Here is a 19,312-nt window from a genome sequence, read left to right as displayed (position 1 = left end):
GCGCATTCCTTTATCGGTTGTGAAGCAGGCCGAGGGCTGAGAGGGCCTGCAAGGCATCGAGCGGGCTTTCGGCCAGGATGACGCCGGGAGTGGGGTCCGCCTGGTGAATGGCCGCTGCGGGGCCTGCCAGCAGGCACGGACAGGGATGGCCGTTGAGGAGTCTGGGCAGTTGCCCGAGGCTGAGCGGCTGGCTGGAATAGAGCAACAGCGCGCAGGGCTGGATACGCGCCACGGCCAGGGTCAGTTCGGCAGCTGGAACCGGACAGTCGAAGACGACGACTGCGCAATCGACGCTGCTGGCGAGCCAGGCCGTGAGCCAGAGTCCGGGCTCCATTGGCAGCTCCGACACATTGATCATCAGGACCGGCGCCCCGTTGTACTGGCGGTTGTTGTGGTAGAGCCTCGCGCCCAATTTGGTACGCAGCCAGGTGTGCAGGAACACACGCTCCACCTCGCCGCCGAACTGGCCGCGCCAACGTTGATCCAGTTCTTCCAGCAGGGGCTGCAACAACTGGCGGTAGAGGGTCTGTGGCGGGTAGAGCGCCACGGCGGCGTTGAAGCATTCGTCCAGTGGGCGTTCGGCGAGGTTGCCGATGGCTTCGAGCAGATGCTGGCGCTGCTGGTCCCAGGGTGAGTCCGGCGTAGGCTCTGCAAGGGGCATTGCCGGTTGTTCCTTGAGCAGCCCCTTGACCTGGCCGACGGCGACGCCTCGGTCCAGCCAGGTGAGGATCAGGCGAATGCGCGCTACATCCTCTGCCGTGTAAAGACGATGGCCCTTGCGGGTGCGCAGCGGCACGACCAGCCCGTAGCGGCGTTCCCATGCGCGCAGGGTTACCGGGATCACGCCGGTCTGGCGTGCCACTTCGCGTATGGGCAGCAGCCCCTGAGACAGCGCAGCCTGGTAGTCGATTTCCATGGAGGTTTCGCTTGGGCGGTCCATGGCTAGACGGCGTTGCGCAGGCTGAGTTCTTCCGGATGCGGCTGCAGATAGGCCTGCTGGGCGATGTAGCGATCCGGGTGGCTGTTGAAGTGATGCTTGAGCAGGGTGATGGGCACAACCAGCGGGATGACGCCGCTGCGGTACTGCTCGATCAGGCGCTGGAGCTCGGCCTTTTCCATGGGGTTGAGGTGGGGTTTGAGATAACCACTGAGGTGCTGTAGCACGTTGCTGTGGGTGCCACGCGTGGCGCATTTGCCAAGGGCCGTCATGAGCGCGGAGAAATAGCGCGGCCCGATCTCCGTTGCCAGGTGCGCGCCGATGTCGCCGAGCACTCGGCCAAGGACTTTGTACTGCACTGGGTCGTGGGCCATCAGCTGGTACTTGTAGCGGGAGTGGAACGCGATGATCGCCTTGTGCGTCAGTCCCTCGCGGCACAGTGCTTGCCACTGCGCGTAGGCGTACACGCGGGTGAAGAAGTTTTCCCGCAGCACAGGGTCGTTGAGGCGACCTTCTTCCTCCACCGGCAGATCCGGACGCAGGGCGCAGAAGGCGCTTGCGAAGATACCTCGGCCGCCGCCTTCGATAGCCTGGCCACTGACCTGATGGACCCTGACCCGCGCCAGCCCGCAGGAAGGTGACTTCTGCATGAAGATGTAGCCACTGATGTCGCCGAGCTGCTCGGCCATGACCTTGCCGAACTCGGCCAGCGCTTCGGTGTGATCGTGCTGCGGCTGGCGCGTGCCGACCGCGCGCGGTGCCTTGGGGTCGCCAATCAGTCGTATGGGCGCGCGGGGTATGCCGAGACCGATGGCCACTTCCGGGCACAGGGGAACGAAGTCGAAGTACGCCGCCAGACTGTGACTGCACAGCCGTGACGCCTTGTGCCCACCATTGAAGCGCACGGGTTCACCAAGCAGGCAGGCGCTGATACCCAGTTTGGGACGCTGTGTCAGATCGAAATGCATGGCCATGGGTGTTACCTGGACATGAGTTGTACAAGGCGTGAATCTTGTACAGATTTTCTGAAATCATAGAGCCTTACTTGTACAAGTCAAATGCCTTGTACAAGTTATGGTTGAGGGGAATCAGTGACAGCCGAGCAATCAGGACGTCACGGTCATCAATGACGGGAGGGGCTGACGAGGATGTGTTTTCCGTGTCTGGACGGCCGCAGGGCCGTCCATTTCGAGAGCAGGAACTTGCGCAGGTCGGGTCGCAGTCCGATTACAGGTGCTCGAGCAGACGCCGGGCGGCTTCCTGGCCACTGAGCCAGGCACCTTCCACGCGGCCGGACAGGCACCAGTCGCCACAGGCGTAAAGACCCAGATCGGCATCGGCGAGTGCGCCCCACTGGTGCGCCTGGCTCGGCCGTGCGTAGAGCCAGCGGTGCGCCAGGCTGAAGTTCGGCGCTGGAACGGCGCAGCCGATCATCTCGGCGAAGGCACCGTGCAAGTGTTCGATCACTGCGTCCTTGGGCATGTCCAGGTGTTGCTTGCTCCAGTTGCTGGTGGCGTGCAGCACCCAGGTGTCCAGGCTGGTTTCGCGGCCGGGCTTGGAGCGATTGCGAGCGAGCCAGTCCAGCGGGCTGTCTTGCAGGAAGCAACCTTCGACGCGGGTATCCAGCGGTTCGCTGAAGCCCAGCGCAACGGCCCAGGTCGGCTCCATGGCGACGCTCGCGGCGGCACCGGCGAGCTTGGGTGCGGCGGCCAGAAGGGTAGCGGCGTGGGGCGCTGGGGTCGCGACTATCACATGACTGAACGGACCGTGACTCAGGCCTTCGGCATCCTGCAGGCCCCAGTGGCGTTCGCCACGGAAGACCTCGGTGATGCGGCAGGCAAAATTCACCGGCAGGGCACCGAGCAGGGCGCGGGTGATGGCGCTCATGCGTGGTGTGCCAACCCAGCGGATCTGCTCGTCGGGGGAGGGCAGCAGCTGGCCTTCGCTGAAGTGGTAAAGACTGGGCGACCATTCTGCGACCCAGCCGCGATCGCGCCATTGCTGCACCACCTCGGCGAAACGACGGTCGCGGGCGGTGAAATACTGAGCGCCAAGGTCCACGGAGCCGGCGTCGCTGCGCTTGCTGGCCATGCGTCCGCCGCTGCCGCGGCTCTTCTCGAAGAGCTCCACGTTCTGCCCAGCCGCATGCAGCGCCTGGGCGGCGGAGAGGCCGGCTATGCCGGTACCGATGATGGCGATAGGTGCACTCATGGTCTACCTCGTTACCTATGGCTACAGGCTACGCTTTAGACAACACCTGTACAAATTTCAAGCTTTGTACAGGTCGATCGGTTCCAATCGCTGACTTCTACATTTCTGACGATACGTGGCCCGAACCGGGGCACGTTGATACGTCATAAACCAGACTAGGGCGATATCCGCAGTTAGCGCCATGCGAGGAGGATGCCATGCACATATTGCTGACCGGCGGTACTGGTCTGATCGGCCGTGCGCTCTGCCAGCGTTGGCTCGCGGAAGGCCATCAGCTCACGGTGCTGAGTCGGCGGCCGCAGAGCGTCGCCAGCCTGTGTGGCCGCACGGTGCGCGGCATCAGTCAGTTTCCCGACTACGGCGACGAGCCCCTGGATGCCATCGTCAATCTGGCGGGCGAACCCATTGCCGACCGGCCGTGGAGCAATAAGCGCAAGGCACAGCTTTGGGGCAGCCGCATCACCCTCACCGAGCAGATGCTGGAGTGGCTGGAGAAGCGCGGCCAGATGCCGCAGGTCCTGCTCAATGGCTCCGCGGTTGGCTGGTACGGCGATGGGGGCGAGCGGGAACTGACTGAGGATTCACCTCCGGTGACCGATGATTTCGCCAGCCAGCTGTGCGTGGCCTGGGAAGAGACCGCGCAACGTGCAGAGGCGTTCGGTATCCGTGTGGTGCTGGTGCGCACCGGTCTGGTGCTGGCGCGTGACGGCGGGTTCCTCAAACGCCTGGTGCCGCCCTTTCGCCTGGGGCTGGGCGGCCCCTTGGGCAATGGTCGGCAATGGATGCCGTGGGTGCACCTCGACGACCAAATTGCCCTGATGGATTTTCTCTTGAAGCGGAGCGACGCGCGCGGTCCTTATAATGCGTGCTCGCCGCAGTCCGTGCGCAACCGCGACTTCGCCCAAAGCCTGGGGCGCGCATTGGGGCGGCCAGCCTTCATGCCGGCGCCGGCCTTCGTCCTGCGCCTGGTGCTGGGCGAACTGGCCGGTCTGTTGCTCGGCGGCCAGCGTGCGGTACCGGCCCGATTGCGGGCGGCGGGTTTCACCTTTGCATTCACTGATCTGGACATGGCGCTCGGCGACCTGCTGAAGCCTAAGGATGTTTGATGACTGATCACGCGCTGCTGCTGGTCAACCTGGGTTCTCCGGCTTCCACCAAGGTGGAGGACGTACGGAGCTACCTCGATCAGTTCCTCATGGACCCCTATGTAGTCGACCTGCCCTGGCCGCTGCGGCGCCTGCTGGTTTCGCTGATCCTGATCAAGCGTCCGGCGCAGTCGGCTCATGCGTATTCGTCCATCTGGTGGCCAGACGGCTCGCCGCTGATCGTCCTCAGTCGCGAATTGCAGGACGCCATCGTTCCCCACTGGCGGCATGGCCCAGTGGAACTGGCGATGCGCTATGGCGAACCTTCCATAGAAAGCGCCCTGCGCAAGTTGGCAGCACAGGGCGTCAAGCGTGTGACCCTGGCACCGCTCTATCCGCAGTTCGCCGATAGCACCACCACGACCGCCATCGAGGAAGCCCGCCGGGTGATCCGTGAGCAGGGCCTCAAGCTGGACGTTGCGGTGTTGCCACCCTTCTTCGCCCAGCCGGATTACCTGGATGCCCTGGTGGCCAGCGCCAAGCCTTACCTGGAGCAGGACTTCGACCACCTGCTGCTGAGCTTCCATGGTTTGCCCGAGCGGCATATCCGTAAGCTGGTCAAGGGTATCGACCCGCAGCATGACCTGAGCGCCACCGACAGCCGTGGCGTCAGCGACGAGGTCCTGGCCGTCTGCTATCGCAGCCAGTGCCAGCGCACGGCGGAAGCCTTCGCTGAGCGTGCCGGACTTGCGCCCGGCAAGTGGTCGGTGTCCTTCCAGTCGCGCCTGGGCAAGGACAAGTGGATCGAGCCTTACACCGAAGCGCGACTCGATGAACTGGCGAAGCAGGGCGTAAAGAAGCTGCTGGTGATGTGCCCGGCGTTCGTTGCCGACTGCATCGAGACGCTGGAAGAAATCGGCCAGCGGGGCAGCGAGCAGTTCCAGGAAGCGGGAGGCCAGGAACTGGTGCTGGTGCCGTGCATGAACAGCCATCCGCAATGGGTTTCGGCCCTGGCGAAACTGTGCGAAACCGCAGTGCGGCCTCTCTGACTCCATCAACGTAGGCGTGAGCCGGTGCTCCATCGCGAGCAGTGCTCGCTCCTACGATCTCCTCCTGGGGTAGCCATCAGCCGAAGGGCACGGATCGCATTCAGCCTGCCTATATGACGACCGTTCTCGTATTCAGGCCGCCCATGGCCACCTAAGCTGGGCTCTTCTTCAACCGTCGTGCGCCGCACCGGCGGCGCCGAGGAGAGCCCATGCAGAACAAGAACAATGGCTATCCCTCGGGCCTGAGAGCCTGGACCACCGTCGCCATCCTGATGGTGGCCTACGTGCTGTCCTTCATCGATCGGCAGATTCTCAACCTGTTGGTGGAGCCCATCCGCCGTGACCTGGTCATCAGCGACACGCAGATGAGCCTGCTGATGGGCCTCTCCTTCGCGCTCTTCTATACCGTCTGCGGGATTCCCCTGGGGCGTCTGGCCGACAGCCGCAGCCGGCGTGGGTTGATCGCCGTCGGCGTGCTGTTCTGGAGCGCCGCCACTGCCGCGTGTGGCATGGCCAAGCTCTACTGGCAATTCCTGCTCTGCCGCATCGGCGTAGGCGTGGGCGAGGCGGCCCTGTCGCCGGCGGCCTATTCGCTGATCGCGGACAGTTTCCCCAAGGAGCGGCGAGCAACCGCCATCAGCGTCTACTCCATGGGCGTCTATCTCGGCTCCGGGTTGGCCTTCCTGCTGGGTGGGCTGGTGATCAAGTTCGCTTCGGCCCAGGGCGAGGTGCACTTGCCGGTGCTGGGCGAGGTCCGCCCATGGCAACTGATCTTCCTGATCCTTGGCGCCGCCGGCGTGCTCTTCACCCTGCTGATGCTGGCGGTGCGCGAACCGCAGCGGCGTGGCATCGGTGCTGGCGTGGTGGTGCCCCTTTCGGAGGTTGGTCGTTACCTGCGCAGCAATCGGCGCACCGTCATCTGTCACAACTTCGGCTTCGCCGGCCTGGCTTTTGCCGGCTACGGCAGTGCAGCGTGGATTCCCACCTTCTACATCCGTACCCATGGCTGGGACGCCGGCCAGGTTGGTGTGATCTACGGCAGCCTGGTGGCCGTGTTCGGTTGCCTGGGGATCGTCTTCGGTGGGCGCCTGGCGGACTGGATGGCCAAGCACGGTCGCGCGGATGCCAACATGCGCGTCGGCCTGTTCGCCGCCCTCGGCGCCCTGCCGCTGGTGGTGCTGTTTCCCCTGCTGGATGACGCGTTCTGGGTGACTGTGCTGATGGCGCCTACCGTGTTCTGCCTGAGCATGCCCTTCGGCGTGGCGCCGGCCGCCATCCAGGAAATCATGCCCAACGCCATGCGCGGCCAGGCTTCGGCCATCTACCTGTTCGTGATCACCCTGATCGGCCTCGGCTTCGGTCCCACCGCAGTAGCCTTGGTGACCGACTACGTGTTCGCCGACGACAAGGCCCTGCGTTACTCGCTGCTGATCGTTACCACCATCGCGGTGGCGAGTTCGGTGGTGTTGCTGTGGGCCGGGCTCAAACCCTATCGCGAGAGCCTGCAACGACTGCAGAACTGGGGCGTGGGCGCGCACGACGACAGCATGCTCCGCGAGGCACAGCCTTCCACGTAGGTTGCGGTTGAGTGCAACGAAGCCCAACGCGGTGTGTCGGATTGTTGGGCTTCGCGTAGCTCAGCCACAACCTACAGTTCCCCCGCCGCTAAACGCAGCCTCAGCATGCTCCGCGAGGCACAGCCTTCCACGTAGGTTGCGGTTGAGTGCGAAGCCCAACACGGTGTTTCGGATTGTTGGGCTTCGCGTAGCTCAGCCACAACCTACAGTTCCCCCGCCGCTAAACGCAGCCTCAGCATGCTCCGCGAGGCACAGCCTTCCACGTAGGTTGCGGTTGAGTGCAACGAAGCCCAACGCGGTGTTTCGGATTGTTGGGCTTCGCGTAGCTCAGCCACAACCTACAGTGCGGCGTTACCCAACCGGTCAAAGAAAAGCCCCGCTATTGCGGGGCTCTTTTTTGGATCGGCCTCAGATATGTGGCGCGTCGTCCGCAGCTTGATGCTTCCAGGTCTGGTGCCCCGGCAGGATCAGGTTGAGGGCGATGGCGACGATGGCGCAGAGGGCAATACCTTTCAGGCCGAAGTCGTCCTGGCCGGTACCGGTGCCCACCAACATGCCGCCGATGCCGAATACCAGGGTGACCGAGACGATCACCAGGTTGCGCGCCTCGGCCAGGTCCACCTGGTGGCGGATCATGGTGTTCAGGCCAACCGCCGCGATGGAGCCGAACAGCAGGCAGAGGATGCCGCCCATGACCGGTACCGGGATGCTCTGCAGGATGGCGCCGAACTTGCCGATGAAGGCCAGGCCGACGGCGAAGACCGCTGCCCAGGTCATGATCTTCGGGTTGTAGTTCTTGGTCAGCATCACCGCGCCGGTCACTTCGGCATAGGTGGTATTCGGCGGGCCGCCGAACAGGCCGGCGGCCGAAGTGGCCAGGCCGTCGCCGAGCAGGGTGCGGTGCAGGCCGGGCGTCTTCAGGTAATTGCGGCCGGTCACGCTGCCCACGGCGATCACGCCGCCGATGTGCTCGATGGCGGGAGCCAGTGCCACCGGAACGATGAACAGGATGGCCTGCAGGTTGAACTCGGGGGCGGTGAAGTTCGGCAGTTCCAGCCAAGGGGCGGCGGCGATCTTCGCGGTGTCCACCACGCCGAACCAGAAGGACAGGGCGAAGCCGACGATCACGCCGGAAATGATCGGCACCAGGCGGAAGATGCCCTTGCCGAATACCGCGACGATCAGGGTGGTGAGCAGCGCCGGCATGGAAATCCACATGGCGGTGGCGTACGGGATCAGTTCGGCGCCGTCACCGCCCTTGCCCATGGCCATGTTGGCGGCGATGGGGGCCATGGCCAGGCCGATGGAGATCACCACCGGGCCGATCACAACCGGCGGCAGCAGACGGTCGATGAAACCGGTGCCTTTGATCTTCACCGCGAGGCCGAGGAAGGTGTAGACGAAGCCCGCCGCCACCACGCCGCCCATGGTCGCGGCCAGGCCGAACTGGCCCTTGGCGAGGATGATGGGGGTGATGAAGGCGAAGCTGGAGGCCAGGAAGACCGGAACCTGACGCCCGGTAACCAGCTGGAACAGCAGGGTACCGAGACCGGCGGTGAAGAGCGCTACGTTCGGGTCCAGTCCGGTGATCAGCGGCATCAGTACCAGGGCGCCGAAGGCCACGAAAAGCATCTGGGCGCCGGAAATGACCTGGCGCCAGAGCGGGTCCTTGAATTCGTCGCTCATCGATCAGTTTTCCTTCTGCTTGGTGCCGAAGATCTTGTCGCCCGCATCCCCGAGGCCGGGGATGATGTAGCCGTGATCGTTGAGTTTCTGATCGATGGAGGCGGTGAAGATCATCACGTCCGGGTGGGCATCGTTGACCACCTTGATGCCTTCCGGCGCGGCGACCAGCACCATCGCGCGGATTTCCTTGCAGCCGGCGCGCTTGAGCAGGTCGATGGTGGCGACCATGGAACCGCCGGTGGCCAGCATCGGATCGATGATCAGCGCCAGGCGCTCGTCGATCTCCGGCGCCAGTTTTTCCAGGTAGGTGTGGGCTTCCAGGGTTTCTTCGTTGCGGGCCACGCCCACGGCGCTGACCTTGGCGCCCGGAATCAGGCTGAGGACGCCGTCGAGCATACCGATGCCAGCGCGCAAGATGGGCACGACGGTGATTTTCTTGCCGGCGATCTTCTCCACCTGCACGGTGCCGGCCCAGCCCTGGATTTCGTAGTTTTCCAGGGGCAGGTCGTTGGTCGCTTCGTAAGTCAGCAGGGCGCCGACTTCCTGTGCCAGTTCGCGGAAGTTCTTGGTGCTGATGTCGGCGCGGCGCATCAGGCCGAGCTTGTGGCGGATCAGCGGATGGCGGATCTCACGGATGGGCATGGGAAGGTTCTCCGGCGGGCTGGCAAAAAAATTGCGTTAGCTTAATCCATTGATCACGGGCTGTGCTGCACTGACTGGTGGGTCCAGGCCCCGGATGTCGCGGCGAAGCAAGGAACTGTCACACGCGGCAGCAGCCTGCTGCAGTATGGTCGACACTCGTCTATCGGGACTTGCTCCGAGGCAGGCGGATGAGTACCTTTGCCGACTTTTATCTTGACGCCCCGTTCAAGTTTTCACCGGGAACCTTGCCTGTTCCCCGCAGAACCCAGAGGAATTGCCATGTCCGCCGATCTCGCACACATCCGCCAGGTAAGGGCCGAAGCCGATTGCCTGTACACCGACGCCCAGGTCGAGGGCGCCATCTCTCAGGTCGCCGAAGCCATCAATGGCGAACTGGCCGAGCGCAACCCGGTGGTTTTCTGCGTCATGAACGGCGGCCTGATCTTCGCCGGCAAGCTGCTGCCCAAGCTGGACTTCCCGCTGGAGCTGTCCTACCTGCACGCCACCCGCTACCGCAATGAAACCAGCGGCGGCGAGCTGTTCTGGAAAGCCAAGCCGGAAATCTCCTTCATCGATCGCGATGTGCTGATCATCGACGACATCCTCGACGAGGGGCACACGCTGGCGGCCATCATCGATTTCTGCAAACACGCCGGGGCTGCCAACGTGCACACTGCCGTGCTGATCGACAAGACCCACGACCGCAAGGCCCGTCCGGACCTGAAGGCCGACTACGTGGGCCTGCCCTGCGAAGACCGCTACATCTTCGGCTACGGCATGGACTACAAGGGCTACTGGCGCAACGCCGCCGGCATCTTCGCGGTCAAGGGACTCTGAGCCATGAGTTCGCCGCGCTTCCTTGATCAGGCCCTGTTCACCGAGTTGGCCGAGAAGGCCGCGGCAAGCCCGCGCAAGCGCCAGCATCACAACTTCCACGCCATGGAAGAACCCTGCCACCGCCTGGCGGTGGGGTTGCAGCCAGAGACCTATATTCCGCCGCACCGTCACCTGTCTCCGGACAAGGCAGAGGGCCTGCTGGTGCTCAAAGGACGTCTCGGCCTGCTGATCTTCGATGAGGACGGCCAAGTGACTGATAAGCGAGAGCTGGTAGCGGGCGGTGATTGCGTCGGTGTCGACCTGCCGCCAGGCGTCTTCCATGCGCTGGTGGTGCTGGAGCCGGATAGCCTGCTGTTCGAATGCAAGGCCGGTCCGTACCGCCCGGTAGGCGAGGGTGAGCAACCGACCTGGGCGCCCCGCGAGGGCGAGCCAGGCGTAGCTGATTACCTGGCCTGGATGCGCTCGCTGTTCGCCTGATCCCCGACAGGCTCCAGCCAGCGCAACGCTTTGCTGCGAGCCTGTTCCAGCGTACTCACGTAGGCCAGTTTTCCCGTCTCCCGATGCACGCCTGCACGGCGTAGTTTCAACCGCACTCGGGGAGAGGTGCCGACCAGCACCAATCCGATCCCCTGGCGACCGTAGTCGTGCAGCAGGTTTTCCAGGGCCGCCAGCGCGGTCATGTCCAGCATTGGCACCGCCGACATTTCGACGATCACCACCTTCACCTCGGGATTGAAACGGCGCAGCACACTCAGCGCTTTTTCTGCAGCGCCGAAGAACAGTGGTCCACGAATGGCGTAGACCAGCACCTGTTCGGGCAGATCACGCAGGGCCTCGTGAAAGTGGCGGGGCAGGGGCGCGGTGTCGGTAAGGTCGCTCATGCGCTTGATGAACAGGCCGGCGGCCAGCAGCAGGCCGACGCCGACTGCCAACACCATGTCGAAAAGGACGGTCAGCACCAGGCAGGTGAGCAGGACCAGCACGTCGTTGCGCGGGGCTATTCGCAGGGTGTGCACCACGTGCCGCGCTTCGCTCATGTTCCACGCCACCATCAACAGCAGTGCCGCCAGCGCCGCCATGGGCAGGTAGCTGAACAACGGCGCGAGCAGCAGCATCGCCAGCAGCACAACGCCGGTATGGATGATGGCTGCGATGGGCGAACGGGCACCGGCGCGCACGTTGGCCGCGCTGCGGGCGATTGCCGCGGTGGCGGTGATGCCGCCGAACAGCGGTGCGACCAGGTTACCCAGGCCCTGGCCGAGCAGTTCTGCATTGGGATCGTGGCGTGTACCCGCCATGCCATCCGCCACCACCGCGCAAAGCAGCGACTCGATGGCGCCGAGCATGGCGATGGCGAAGGCCGGGGCCAGCAACTGGCGGATCAGTTCGAACGACAGGCCCAGGGGCTGACCATCCGGGCCGGGCAGTAGCCAGGGCCAGGCGAAGGTTGGCAGGAAGGGCGGAATGCCGGGATGGCTGATGCCGTCCACGACATAGCTGAAGCGCTCGCCGAGGGTCGCAACGGGAATGCCCAGGGCTTCCAGCAGCAATCCGAGCAAGGCGCCCAGCGCCAATGCCACGAGATGGCCCGGGACCTTGGCTACCAGGCGCGGCCAGATCACCAGCACAGCGAAACAGGCGACGGCCACCAGGGCATCGCCCAGGTGCGCGGTCGGTAGGGCTCCGGCCAGCAGGTGCAGCTGGTCCACGTAGTTCTGCGGCGTCCCGGCCAACTGCAGGCCGAGCAGGTCCTTGATCTGCAGGGTGGCGATGACGATGCCGATGCCCGCAGTGAATCCCAGCGTCACCGGGTAGGGGATGAACTGGATCAGCCGGCCAAGACGTGCCAGCCCCATGGCGATGAGAATCAGCCCGGCCATCAGCGTGCAGAGCAGCAGGCCGCCGAGGCCGAATTGTTGCGTGATGGGCAGCAGGATCACCACGAAGGCGGCGGTAGGCCCGGAAATATTGAAGCGCGAGCCGCCAGTGAGGGCGATCAGCGGCGCCGCCAGCAGCACTGTGTAGAGGCCATGTTGCGGTGCCACGCCGACTGCGATGGCCAGCGCCATGGCCAGAGGGATGGCGATGATGCCGACGGTGACGCCGGCAGACAGGTCGCCACGCAGGTCGGCCAGGGAGTAACCCTCGCGCAAAGTCTGGCGCAAGGCCGCGAACAGGGGAGGGAGGTATCGGGACATGGTCGCTCCTGAGGCAGAGGTCCCGAGTATAGGAGGCTGGCTCCGAGAGGTAAGTCGGCAAGGGTCGAATGCCGCTGTCGGAAAGCCCCGTGCTAGAGTGTTCGCCCGCTGAATCCGGAGTCTTCGATGTTGCTTCCCTCGCGTTTCGGGGCCTGCCTGGCCTTTCTCCTGAGCCTGCCGCTGGCCGCCGCCGAAAATGCTCCCATGCATGCCCAGTTCCTGCCCCCGGACGACCTCTCGCTGCGTCAGGAGCAGCCCGATCAGCAGCAACTGATCCAGATCACCGAGTATTCGGTTGTGCTGGGCAGCCAGCGGCAGTCCAACCAGCAGCCGATTCCCATCACCTCGCCCGCCGTGCTGCGCCTCAAGGGCAAGCCGCTCAGCAAGGGCGCCGACGTGCGACAGGTGGTGATCCAGTTCGATGTCGAGGGCAAGAGCCTGAAGAAGCCCGGCTACGACCCGCAGACCCGCCTCCTCAGCCTGAACTACCCGATGACGCAGTATGCGGCGGTGCTCGATCTGTTGCGCAACGGGCCGGTGTACTGCCAGTTCCTCAGTTACCCCAACGGTCATGTCTGGGCCGATCTGCACAGCGGAGCGGTACGCCTGCGTTGAGCGCGCAGGCCCGGCGGGGGTAAACTGCCCGCCCCGTGATACCCGGCCGAGAGATGTGAGCGATGCGTAAAGACAAGAAGCAGGTGATTGGCGAAGAAATCTCCGAAGACTCGATCAAGCTGTTCCTCGCGGTCGAGCCGGCCGACTCCACTCCGCCTTCGCTGCACAAGCTGATCAAGGCCTACCGTGGCCTGCGTATCGACGACTTCGAGCGCTTCGTCGGCTTTTTCGTCGAGGCCGGTTACGACCTCGGTGCCAAGGATGAAAAGGGCAATGACTTCATTGCGCTGATCCAGGACCAGCGTCAGGCCGAGCCTTACATCGAAGTGATCAAGGCCGCTCGCGGCTGATCCCTTTGCGCTGTTGAAGAGCCCGCCATTGAGCGGGCTTTTTCATGGGCGCGGGTTCAATCCAAAGGGGCGAGCGCAGGTTCGCGAGCAGAGCTCGCTCCTACAAAAAGCGCTTCTGCAGACATAAAAAAACCGCCCCGAAGGGCGGTTCTTCTTTCAGCGTGCTGCCGGGACTCAGGCGATGCTCTGGGTCGCGGTGTCGACGCTGGTCAGGCCAAGCGCGGCATCGGAGCGGGCGCTGACTTCGCGGTACAGGGCTGCATCGCTTTCCAGGGCCTTTTCGCGAGCCGGGAAGATTTCCTTCAGCTTGGCCGTCCATTGCTCGGAACGCGCCTGCTCAGCGAAGCAGCGCTCGATCAGGTTGAGCATGATGGAAACGGTCACCGAAGCGCCCGGAGATGCACCCAGCAGGGCCGCGATGCTGCCGTCTTCGGCCGAGACCAGCTCGGTACCGAATTGCAGGACACCGCCTTTGCCTGCGTCCTTCTTGATGATCTGCACGCGCTGGCCGGCCACTTCCAGGCGCCAGTCCGCCGGGTTCAGGTCCGGATAGAACTTGCGCAGGGCATCCAGGCGCTGATCCTGGGACTGCATCACTTCCTTGATCAGGTAGCGAGTCAGGTCCATGTTGTCGCGGGCCACCGAGAGCATCGGCAGGAGGTTGCTCGGACGGACCGAAAGCGGCAGGTCCATGAAGGAACCGTGCTTGAGGAACTTGGTGGTGAAGCCGGCGTAAGGTCCGAACAGCAGGGATTTCTTGCCGTCGACCACGCGGGTGTCCAGGTGCGGCACGGACATCGGCGGGGCGCCGACTTCGGCCTGGCTGTAGACCTTGGCCTGGTGCTGCTTGACCACTTCGGGGTTGTCGCAGCGCAGCCACTGGCCGCTGACCGGGAAGCCGCCGAAGCCCTTGCCTTCCGGAATGCCGGAGAGCTGCAGCAGTGGCAGGGCGCCACCGCCGGCACCAAGGAACACGAAGCGCGCGGACACTTCACGAGTGGCGCCGGTCTCGGTGTTCTTGACGCTGACTTTCCAGCCCTTGTCGGTGCGGCTGAGGTTGGTGACCTTCTGGAAGTAGCTGACGCGGGTGTCCTGCAGGCTGGAGAGGTACTGCAGCAGCTGGTTGGTGACAGCGCCGAAGTTGACGTCAGTACCATTCATGGCGCGGGTCGCAGCGATTTTCTCGGACGCATCGCGTCCTTTCATCATCAGCGGCGTCCATTTGGCCATGGTGGCACGGTCTTCGGTGTACTCCATCCCGCTGAAGGCGTGGTGCTGGCGGAGCAGCTCGAAACGCTTCTTGAGGAAGGCCGTGTCCTTTTCACCGCGCACGAAGGAAAGGTGCGGAACGGCGTTGATGAAAGTCTTGGGCGAGCCGAACGCGCTCTTGCCGCTCATGTAGGCCCAGAACTGCTTGGACACCTCGAACTGGGCGTTGATGTTGGCGGCCTTCTTGATGTCGATGGAGCCATCAGCCGCCTGGGGCGTGTAGTTGAGCTCGCAGAGACCGGCATGACCGGTGCCTGCGTTGTTCCAGGGGTTGGAGCTTTCGATGGCTCCCGATTCCCGGAGTTCGGCAATCTCCAGCTTGATACCGGGATCGAGCTCTTTCAGCAGTACCGCCAGCGTAGCGCTCATGATGCCGGCCCCGACCAGCAACACGTCCACTGCTTCGTAATCGTTTTGCGCCATTTGCTCGCCACTCTCTCGTGAAGTAGTGAAAAACCGTCATCTCACGCTCTTTTGGAGACGTGAACCTCAAAAGGATCGGCTACCCCCAGGCAGGCCGCTTCCGTCTGCATACGTGTTGCTACGCATGCGTCCCTGCAAAAAAGCGTTTGCAATTCGGGCGGAAGGATGCGGCCGGCCAACGAGTGGCAGCGCGAAAAGTGGACGGCTCTCTGTGGGGCTGTGCGGATGACCAAGCTGGCGCGAGGTGCGGTGTTGCGAGGCCCGATCAGGAGACGACCTTATAATCGGGGGGCGATTATAACGATGAAATGGACGGAATAGGGCGCTCGGTGTGACTTTTATTCATCCACCGGTCAGGCTGCCAACGCGTTGCGGCGCGAAGGTTGTCTGACGACCGGTGCGACGCGGGCGCTGGCGGGCAGGGGCTGGTCGAGCCAGGCGAGGCTGGTTTCGCTCACTTCCACCCAGTTTCCGCTGGCCGGACGGTCGGCGCCGTGGTGCAGGCCACGGCAGATCCCGGTGTTGTCCACGAGGGCGAAACTGCGGCGTTGCGGGCGGCGGGCGAACAAGGGCCAGAGAAGGAACATCATGACTACTCCTGTGGGGCTGACGCCTTTATGCCAGCCGGGCGTGACAGGGGAATGACAGGAACCGCGTTCGCGGATGGCGGTCTGACATTGCATGGGAGCTGGCGCTCTGTCAGTACCTCGGCTGGGTGGTTATACTGCCGGCCGTTTTGCCTTCATTCCTGGAGAGATAAAAGCATGCTGAAACGCCCGTTGCTTGGCCTGCTGGCCGCCCTCAGCCTGACCCTGGTCGGCTGTGCCCTCAGCCCGCAACAACTCAGCCCGCAACCCAAGCTCACCGGCCCGCTGACTCCGGTTGGCCAAGGCCAGCCGGTGGTGGTGCGCGTCGCTGACGGCCGTCCTTCTCCGGTCCTCGGCACCCGTGGCGGCATCTATGCCGATACCAGCGCCATCAGCGTGCAGGGCCAGGACATCCTGCCGCGCCTGCAAGCCGAGGCCGAGGCCGCTGTGCGTTTGCTGGGCTTCACCCCGTCGCCGAACGCCTATAACGCCCCGCAATTGACCCTGACCCTGGCTGACCTGAAGTACCAGTCGCCCAAGGAGACCTATGTCACCGAGGCCAACATCAGTGCCAGTTTCCGTGTCGACGTGCAGAACAGCAGCCGCCGCTACAGCGGCAAGTACGGTGCCTCGCTGAACCAGCGCTTCGGCACCGCACCGAACGAGCAGACCAACACCAAGCTGGTGAGCGATGTGCTGAGCGATGCCATGACCCGCGCCTTCAAGGACCCGACCATCGGTCAGGTTCTGTCGCAGCAGTAAGCGCACCCCGCCTCGAAAAGCCCGGCCAAGTGCCGGGCTTTTTCTTGCCGCCCCGGCCGTTCGGGCTTCCGCGAGTCCGGCGGCATTCGTCGGAAGGAGCGAATGGGCAGGCCGCAGTTTCGGTAAACTCGCGTCTTCCTATAGACCCCCCGGATCAGGGCGGGCAGATATTTGTCTTGCAGGTTGAGTGCACGGTGGCACGGCCTGAAGCGGAGTTCGAGATGTCGCTGCAGGCGCTTTGGGCCATGTTCCTGGCCCACCCCGCACAGGTCGTCAATGGCCTGGCCCTGTTCTTTGCTGGTGCTGGCGCCTGGGTGCTGCTGGCTACTCGCCTGCGGGAGCGGCGTTCCATCGCACGCCTGGCCGCCGAAAGCGATCTGGACGAAGCCACCGAGATGCTGGATGAGGGCGCCCGACGCCTGAACCGCTTCTTCTACGCCTTCGGCTATTTCAGCCTGGCGGTTGCCTTGGGTGTGTCCTGGGCCAGTACTCAAATCTGAGAACCTGCCCACAATCTGGCTGCGCGTCGGAATAACTGCGTTGAAAGTGGCTTCGGGCTGCTCATTTACAGCTCGTAGACTCCGCACCCTCAGCCAATTTCGCCTTGTTCTTCTCTAGCTCGCGAGATTGTGAGCAGGTTCAGGTACTTACAGTGAAACGAAAACGGCGACCCCAGGGTCGCCGTTTTTGCATTCCGAATCCGCGTTACAGGGGCAGTCCTGCCTTGATCCGGTACTGATTGCGTACGGGAGTGGCGTACTGCTGGATCAGGTAGGGGCGCTGTTCCTCGGGGCAGGCGTCGAGACGTTTCTGCCACTCGGCCTTGGCGCGGGCCAGTTCGTCGCCTTTGAACACGTCGGCGGCAGTCGGTACGCGCAGTTCAGGATCGCGTTCGCCCCACATGGCGTAGGCCAGGTAATGCACGGGGAACAGGCGATAACCGCCGAGAATCTGCTTGTCGATTTCCTGGGCCAGTTGTTTGGCGTCTTCGCTGGCGCTGCCGATCTCGCTGCCGAAGGCGATGTGCACGCGACCTTTGTAGCCGGTGATGCCCAGCGCAATGCTCGCATCGTCTTCCCCCGGAGCCTTGGCGTAGCTGCCAGTGCTGGCGCGGATCTGCAGTTCGCGGGCCTTGGCCTGGTCGCAGGGGTCGTACTCGTAGCTGATGGAGACCGGGATCAGGTGCAGGTCGCGAATCACATCCGCGAACGCCTCATCCTTGCGGCTCATGTGGAACATCTTGAGGATCGCCGAATCGGTACGGTCGTCACCGTCTTTGGCGCGGCCCTCGGCCTGGGCGATCCAGATCGATTGGACATCCTTCTGGATCGAATGATTGATGTACGCCGACAGCAGTTGGAAAGCCGCCAGCTTCTCGCGGCGCCCGGCGAGGTTGCGATGCACGATGAAGCTCTTGTTCAGGCGCATCAGGTCGCTGACGAAGGGCTTCTGCAGCAGGTTGTCACCGATGGCGATACGCGGCGTAGGCAGCCCGGCGTGGTACACGGCGTAGTTGACGAAGGCCGGGTCCATGACGATGTCGCGGTGGTTGGCCAGCAACAGGTACGCGGTGCCCGGCTTCAGGCGCTCGACGCCCGAGTAGGTCACGCCGTCGGTGGCGCGCTCGATGGTGTTGTCCACATAAGGCTCGATACGGTCCTGCAGTGCGGACACTGAATCGATGCTGGCGAACTCCCGGCGCAGCCGATGAGCTATAACAGGCTTGAGGAGCCAGCCCAGTGGGCCCGCCAGTTTCGGAAAACGATAGCGGGTGAGGGTACCGAGGAAAGCGTCGTCGGCGAACAGGCGCGCAAGCACCGCCGGGACCTCGGCATCGTCATAGGGTCGGATGGCTTCGAATTCGCCCATTAGTCACTCTTGTTCTGGAATCGGCTGGGTATTGGGTGGTGGCCCCGCAGCACGGAGCCTGAAGTAGACCGGCGATTATACAGGCAAGTCACACGGGAGGCGGGATGCTGGAGACAGAGGACTACCAATGCCCCTATTGCGGCGAGCCGGCCGAAGCCGTGCTCGACCTTTCTGGTGGCGACCAGCAGTACATCGAAGACTGCCCGGTGTGCTGCCGGCCCATCCTGTTCCTGCTCTGGACCGATGGCCAGGACTGGAGCCTGGAGGTTCGCCGGGAGGATGACTGATGCGACGCGTCTATGAGCCCAGGGACATGATCGAAGCCGAAGTGCTGTTGGGCATGCTCGCGAGCGAGGGCGTGGAGGCCCACCTGGCCGGTGCGCACCTGCTGGGCGGCATCGGCGAGTTGCCCATGTTCGGCTTGCTCGGCCTGCTGGTCGAGGACGAAGACGCCGAACGCGCCAGCGGGCTGATCGCCGCGTACAATGCCGCGCAACCCTTGCCGGGCGAAGAGCCCGACAGTTACCCCGGGACTCTGCTCTGCTGAGGCCCGCACACCGACTGGCCGCCTCATGTCTGGACGTTTCGCACTGTTCCGCTGGTCGCCCACTCTGGCCGCCATTCCCGGTTTTCCCGCCGACCAAAAACCCCACTGGAACCTGGCGCCCGGCAGCCGGGTGCTGATGCTGCGCGAGCTGGACGGCCAGCGCCGTGTCGACCTGGCCCGCTGGGGCCTGACGCCGGCCTGGCTCACCGATCTGTCGAAGACCCCGTCGCATGCCCGTGTCGAAACCCTGGCCGACCAGCCGATGTTCCGCGAGCCTTTCCGCTCGCGGCGCTGCCTGATCCTGGCCAACGGTTTCTATGAGTGGCGCGGCGTGCGCAAGCGGCCTTACTGGGTCAGCGCCGAAGGCGGGACCCTGTTCCTCGCTGCACTCTGGGAGGCCTATCCGGTGGGCGATGTGGAGTATCTCAGCCTGGCGATGGTCACCCAGCCGGTCGCCGACCTACGTCGCCCGCTGGTGCTGGACGAGGAGGGCCAGCGTCTCTGGCTGGCCGCCGATTCGACGCCGATGCAATTGCTGGAACTGCTGGCCAGACCGGGCCCGCAGCTGCGCGAACGCGCCCTGGCGACCCTGGTGAACAATCCCAAGCTCGATGGGCCGGAGTGCCTGACGCCGGCCTGACATCTCGCAGTACCAAACCCGGTCAGCT

The 19,312-nt window shown here is 64.0% G+C and carries 21 protein-coding genes; 12 read left to right on the top strand and 9 right to left on the bottom strand.

The features are described 5' to 3' along the window. Nucleotides 1-10 precede the first annotated feature (10 nt). The 3 genes from E8E95_RS22335 to E8E95_RS22325 form a co-directional block, all read right to left on the bottom strand. The gene (locus E8E95_RS22335) at nucleotides 11-940 is read right to left on the bottom strand and encodes a MerR family transcriptional regulator (RefSeq protein WP_280353970.1); all 930 of its coding nucleotides are present in this window, start codon (nucleotides 938-940) and stop codon (nucleotides 11-13) included. Between the two features lie 2 nt (nucleotides 941-942). Then, nucleotides 943-1,911, bottom strand: a complete 969-nt coding sequence (locus E8E95_RS22330) for a DUF523 and DUF1722 domain-containing protein (protein ID WP_280353969.1) — start codon at nucleotides 1,909-1,911, stop codon at nucleotides 943-945. 253 nt (nucleotides 1,912-2,164) lie between these two features. Beyond that, on the bottom strand, nucleotides 2,165-3,148 hold the full coding sequence (locus E8E95_RS22325; RefSeq protein WP_280353967.1) for an NAD(P)/FAD-dependent oxidoreductase: 984 nt from the start codon (nucleotides 3,146-3,148) through the stop codon (nucleotides 2,165-2,167). A 197-nt stretch (nucleotides 3,149-3,345) separates the two neighbouring features. Here E8E95_RS22325 and E8E95_RS22320 point away from each other — a divergent pair, with 197 nt between their 5' ends. From E8E95_RS22320 to E8E95_RS22310, 3 genes are all read left to right on the top strand, one after another. After that, nucleotides 3,346-4,254: a TIGR01777 family oxidoreductase gene (locus E8E95_RS22320; RefSeq protein ID WP_280353966.1), complete on the top strand. Its 909-nt coding sequence runs from the start codon at nucleotides 3,346-3,348 to the stop codon at nucleotides 4,252-4,254. Continuing rightward, complete coding sequence (gene hemH / locus E8E95_RS22315; RefSeq protein WP_280353964.1) at nucleotides 4,254-5,282, top strand: ferrochelatase; 1,029 nt, start codon at nucleotides 4,254-4,256, stop codon at nucleotides 5,280-5,282. Before E8E95_RS22320 ends, hemH begins: the two co-directional genes overlap by 1 nt. Nucleotides 5,283-5,491: 209 nt before the next feature. After that, nucleotides 5,492-6,859 (top strand): MFS transporter, encoded by a 1,368-nt coding sequence (locus E8E95_RS22310; RefSeq protein ID WP_280353963.1) that lies wholly within the window; start codon nucleotides 5,492-5,494, stop codon nucleotides 6,857-6,859. 408 nt (nucleotides 6,860-7,267) lie between these two features. On the opposite strand, the gene E8E95_RS22305 is transcribed toward E8E95_RS22310, so the two are convergent. Beyond that, entirely contained in the window at nucleotides 7,268-8,545 is a 1,278-nt protein-coding gene (locus E8E95_RS22305) for a uracil-xanthine permease family protein (protein ID WP_280353962.1), read from the bottom strand. A 3-nt stretch (nucleotides 8,546-8,548) separates the two neighbouring features. Continuing rightward, nucleotides 8,549-9,187: a uracil phosphoribosyltransferase gene (upp, locus tag E8E95_RS22300; RefSeq protein ID WP_280353961.1), complete on the bottom strand. Its 639-nt coding sequence runs from the start codon at nucleotides 9,185-9,187 to the stop codon at nucleotides 8,549-8,551. A 279-nt stretch (nucleotides 9,188-9,466) separates the two neighbouring features. Between upp and E8E95_RS22295 the strand changes: the two genes are divergently transcribed. Together E8E95_RS22295 and E8E95_RS22290 are read left to right on the top strand one after the other, a co-directional pair. Further along, entirely contained in the window at nucleotides 9,467-10,024 is a 558-nt protein-coding gene (locus tag E8E95_RS22295) for a hypoxanthine-guanine phosphoribosyltransferase (RefSeq protein WP_280353959.1), read from the top strand. Between the two features lie 3 nt (nucleotides 10,025-10,027). After that, the gene (locus E8E95_RS22290) at nucleotides 10,028-10,501 is read left to right on the top strand and encodes a WbuC family cupin fold metalloprotein (protein WP_280353958.1); all 474 of its coding nucleotides are present in this window, start codon (nucleotides 10,028-10,030) and stop codon (nucleotides 10,499-10,501) included. Here the strand turns inward: E8E95_RS22290 and dauA are convergent. Continuing rightward, complete coding sequence (dauA, locus tag E8E95_RS22285) at nucleotides 10,468-12,222, bottom strand: C4-dicarboxylic acid transporter DauA (protein ID WP_280353957.1); 1,755 nt, start codon at nucleotides 12,220-12,222, stop codon at nucleotides 10,468-10,470. The two genes, E8E95_RS22290 and dauA, sit on opposite strands and share 34 nt — an antisense overlap. A 126-nt stretch (nucleotides 12,223-12,348) precedes the next feature. Here dauA and E8E95_RS22280 point away from each other — a divergent pair, with 126 nt between their 5' ends. Both E8E95_RS22280 and E8E95_RS22275 read left to right on the top strand, forming a co-directional pair. Next, complete coding sequence (locus E8E95_RS22280) at nucleotides 12,349-12,837, top strand: hypothetical protein (RefSeq protein WP_280353955.1); 489 nt, start codon at nucleotides 12,349-12,351, stop codon at nucleotides 12,835-12,837. 62 nt (nucleotides 12,838-12,899) lie between these two features. Then, the gene (locus E8E95_RS22275; protein ID WP_280353954.1) at nucleotides 12,900-13,187 is read left to right on the top strand and encodes a PA4642 family protein; all 288 of its coding nucleotides are present in this window, start codon (nucleotides 12,900-12,902) and stop codon (nucleotides 13,185-13,187) included. 174 nt (nucleotides 13,188-13,361) lie between these two features. Here the strand turns inward: E8E95_RS22275 and mqo are convergent, their stop codons facing one another. After that, nucleotides 13,362-14,879, bottom strand: a complete 1,518-nt coding sequence (gene mqo / locus E8E95_RS22270) for a malate dehydrogenase (quinone) (protein ID WP_280353953.1) — start codon at nucleotides 14,877-14,879, stop codon at nucleotides 13,362-13,364. A 353-nt stretch (nucleotides 14,880-15,232) separates the two neighbouring features. After that, on the bottom strand, nucleotides 15,233-15,466 hold the full coding sequence (locus tag E8E95_RS22265) for a hypothetical protein (protein ID WP_280354029.1): 234 nt from the start codon (nucleotides 15,464-15,466) through the stop codon (nucleotides 15,233-15,235). A gap of 177 nt (nucleotides 15,467-15,643) precedes the next feature. Between E8E95_RS22265 and E8E95_RS22260 the strand changes: the two genes are divergently transcribed. Further along, nucleotides 15,644-16,228, top strand: coding sequence for a YajG family lipoprotein (locus E8E95_RS22260; protein ID WP_280353951.1), 585 nt, complete (start codon nucleotides 15,644-15,646; stop codon nucleotides 16,226-16,228). 221 nt (nucleotides 16,229-16,449) lie between these two features. Next, entirely contained in the window at nucleotides 16,450-16,728 is a 279-nt protein-coding gene (locus tag E8E95_RS22255) for a hypothetical protein (protein ID WP_280353949.1), read from the top strand. Between the two features lie 205 nt (nucleotides 16,729-16,933). On the opposite strand, the gene E8E95_RS22250 is transcribed toward E8E95_RS22255, so the two are convergent. Continuing rightward, entirely contained in the window at nucleotides 16,934-18,097 is a 1,164-nt protein-coding gene (locus E8E95_RS22250; protein ID WP_280353947.1) for a 1-acyl-sn-glycerol-3-phosphate acyltransferase, read from the bottom strand. Between the two features lie 104 nt (nucleotides 18,098-18,201). Here E8E95_RS22250 and E8E95_RS22245 point away from each other — a divergent pair, with 104 nt between their 5' ends. The 3 genes from E8E95_RS22245 to E8E95_RS22235 are packed head-to-tail and all read left to right on the top strand — an operon-like array spanning nucleotide 18,202 to nucleotide 19,284. Further along, entirely contained in the window at nucleotides 18,202-18,384 is a 183-nt protein-coding gene (locus E8E95_RS22245; RefSeq protein WP_028629947.1) for a CPXCG motif-containing cysteine-rich protein, read from the top strand. Then, nucleotides 18,384-18,644, top strand: coding sequence for a DUF2007 domain-containing protein (locus E8E95_RS22240; RefSeq protein WP_280353945.1), 261 nt, complete (start codon nucleotides 18,384-18,386; stop codon nucleotides 18,642-18,644). The genes E8E95_RS22245 and E8E95_RS22240 overlap by 1 nt, the downstream gene beginning before the upstream one ends. A 25-nt stretch (nucleotides 18,645-18,669) precedes the next feature. Then, nucleotides 18,670-19,284 carry an SOS response-associated peptidase gene (locus E8E95_RS22235; RefSeq protein ID WP_280353943.1) on the top strand — a complete coding sequence of 205 codons (615 nt, stop codon included), beginning with the start codon at nucleotides 18,670-18,672 and terminating at the stop codon, nucleotides 19,282-19,284. Nucleotides 19,285-19,312: the final 28 nt, after the last annotated feature.

It is taken from the genome of Pseudomonas sp. BN414 (assembly GCF_029871275.1).
Lineage (GTDB): Bacteria > Pseudomonadota > Gammaproteobacteria > Pseudomonadales > Pseudomonadaceae > Metapseudomonas > Metapseudomonas resinovorans_C.
This window is presented reverse-complemented; position numbering and strand designations above follow the sequence as displayed.

Excerpts from the sequence above, each read along its gene's own strand:
- E8E95_RS22335 (WP_280353970.1), bottom strand. The coding sequence starts at position 940 with ATGGACCGCCCAAGCGAAACCTCCATGGAAATCGACTACCAGGCTGCG.
- E8E95_RS22330 (WP_280353969.1), bottom strand. The coding sequence starts at position 1,911 with ATGGCCATGCATTTCGATCTGACACAGCGTCCCAAACTGGGTATCAGC.
- E8E95_RS22325 (WP_280353967.1), bottom strand. The coding sequence starts at position 3,148 with ATGAGTGCACCTATCGCCATCATCGGTACCGGCATAGCCGGCCTCTCC.
- E8E95_RS22320 (WP_280353966.1), top strand. The coding sequence starts at position 3,346 with ATGCACATATTGCTGACCGGCGGTACTGGTCTGATCGGCCGTGCGCTC.
- hemH (WP_280353964.1), top strand. The coding sequence starts at position 4,254 with ATGACTGATCACGCGCTGCTGCTGGTCAACCTGGGTTCTCCGGCTTCC.
- E8E95_RS22310 (WP_280353963.1), top strand. The coding sequence starts at position 5,492 with ATGCAGAACAAGAACAATGGCTATCCCTCGGGCCTGAGAGCCTGGACC.
- E8E95_RS22305 (WP_280353962.1), bottom strand. The coding sequence starts at position 8,545 with ATGAGCGACGAATTCAAGGACCCGCTCTGGCGCCAGGTCATTTCCGGC.
- upp (WP_280353961.1), bottom strand. The coding sequence starts at position 9,187 with ATGCCCATCCGTGAGATCCGCCATCCGCTGATCCGCCACAAGCTCGGC.
- E8E95_RS22295 (WP_280353959.1), top strand. The coding sequence starts at position 9,467 with ATGTCCGCCGATCTCGCACACATCCGCCAGGTAAGGGCCGAAGCCGAT.
- E8E95_RS22290 (WP_280353958.1), top strand. The coding sequence starts at position 10,028 with ATGAGTTCGCCGCGCTTCCTTGATCAGGCCCTGTTCACCGAGTTGGCC.
- dauA (WP_280353957.1), bottom strand. The coding sequence starts at position 12,222 with ATGTCCCGATACCTCCCTCCCCTGTTCGCGGCCTTGCGCCAGACTTTG.
- E8E95_RS22280 (WP_280353955.1), top strand. The coding sequence starts at position 12,349 with ATGTTGCTTCCCTCGCGTTTCGGGGCCTGCCTGGCCTTTCTCCTGAGC.
- E8E95_RS22275 (WP_280353954.1), top strand. The coding sequence starts at position 12,900 with ATGCGTAAAGACAAGAAGCAGGTGATTGGCGAAGAAATCTCCGAAGAC.
- mqo (WP_280353953.1), bottom strand. The coding sequence starts at position 14,879 with ATGGCGCAAAACGATTACGAAGCAGTGGACGTGTTGCTGGTCGGGGCC.
- E8E95_RS22265 (WP_280354029.1), bottom strand. The coding sequence starts at position 15,466 with ATGTTCCTTCTCTGGCCCTTGTTCGCCCGCCGCCCGCAACGCCGCAGT.
- E8E95_RS22260 (WP_280353951.1), top strand. The coding sequence starts at position 15,644 with ATGCTGAAACGCCCGTTGCTTGGCCTGCTGGCCGCCCTCAGCCTGACC.
- E8E95_RS22255 (WP_280353949.1), top strand. The coding sequence starts at position 16,450 with ATGTCGCTGCAGGCGCTTTGGGCCATGTTCCTGGCCCACCCCGCACAG.
- E8E95_RS22250 (WP_280353947.1), bottom strand. The coding sequence starts at position 18,097 with ATGGGCGAATTCGAAGCCATCCGACCCTATGACGATGCCGAGGTCCCG.
- E8E95_RS22245 (WP_028629947.1), top strand. The coding sequence starts at position 18,202 with ATGCTGGAGACAGAGGACTACCAATGCCCCTATTGCGGCGAGCCGGCC.
- E8E95_RS22240 (WP_280353945.1), top strand. The coding sequence starts at position 18,384 with ATGCGACGCGTCTATGAGCCCAGGGACATGATCGAAGCCGAAGTGCTG.
- E8E95_RS22235 (WP_280353943.1), top strand. The coding sequence starts at position 18,670 with ATGTCTGGACGTTTCGCACTGTTCCGCTGGTCGCCCACTCTGGCCGCC.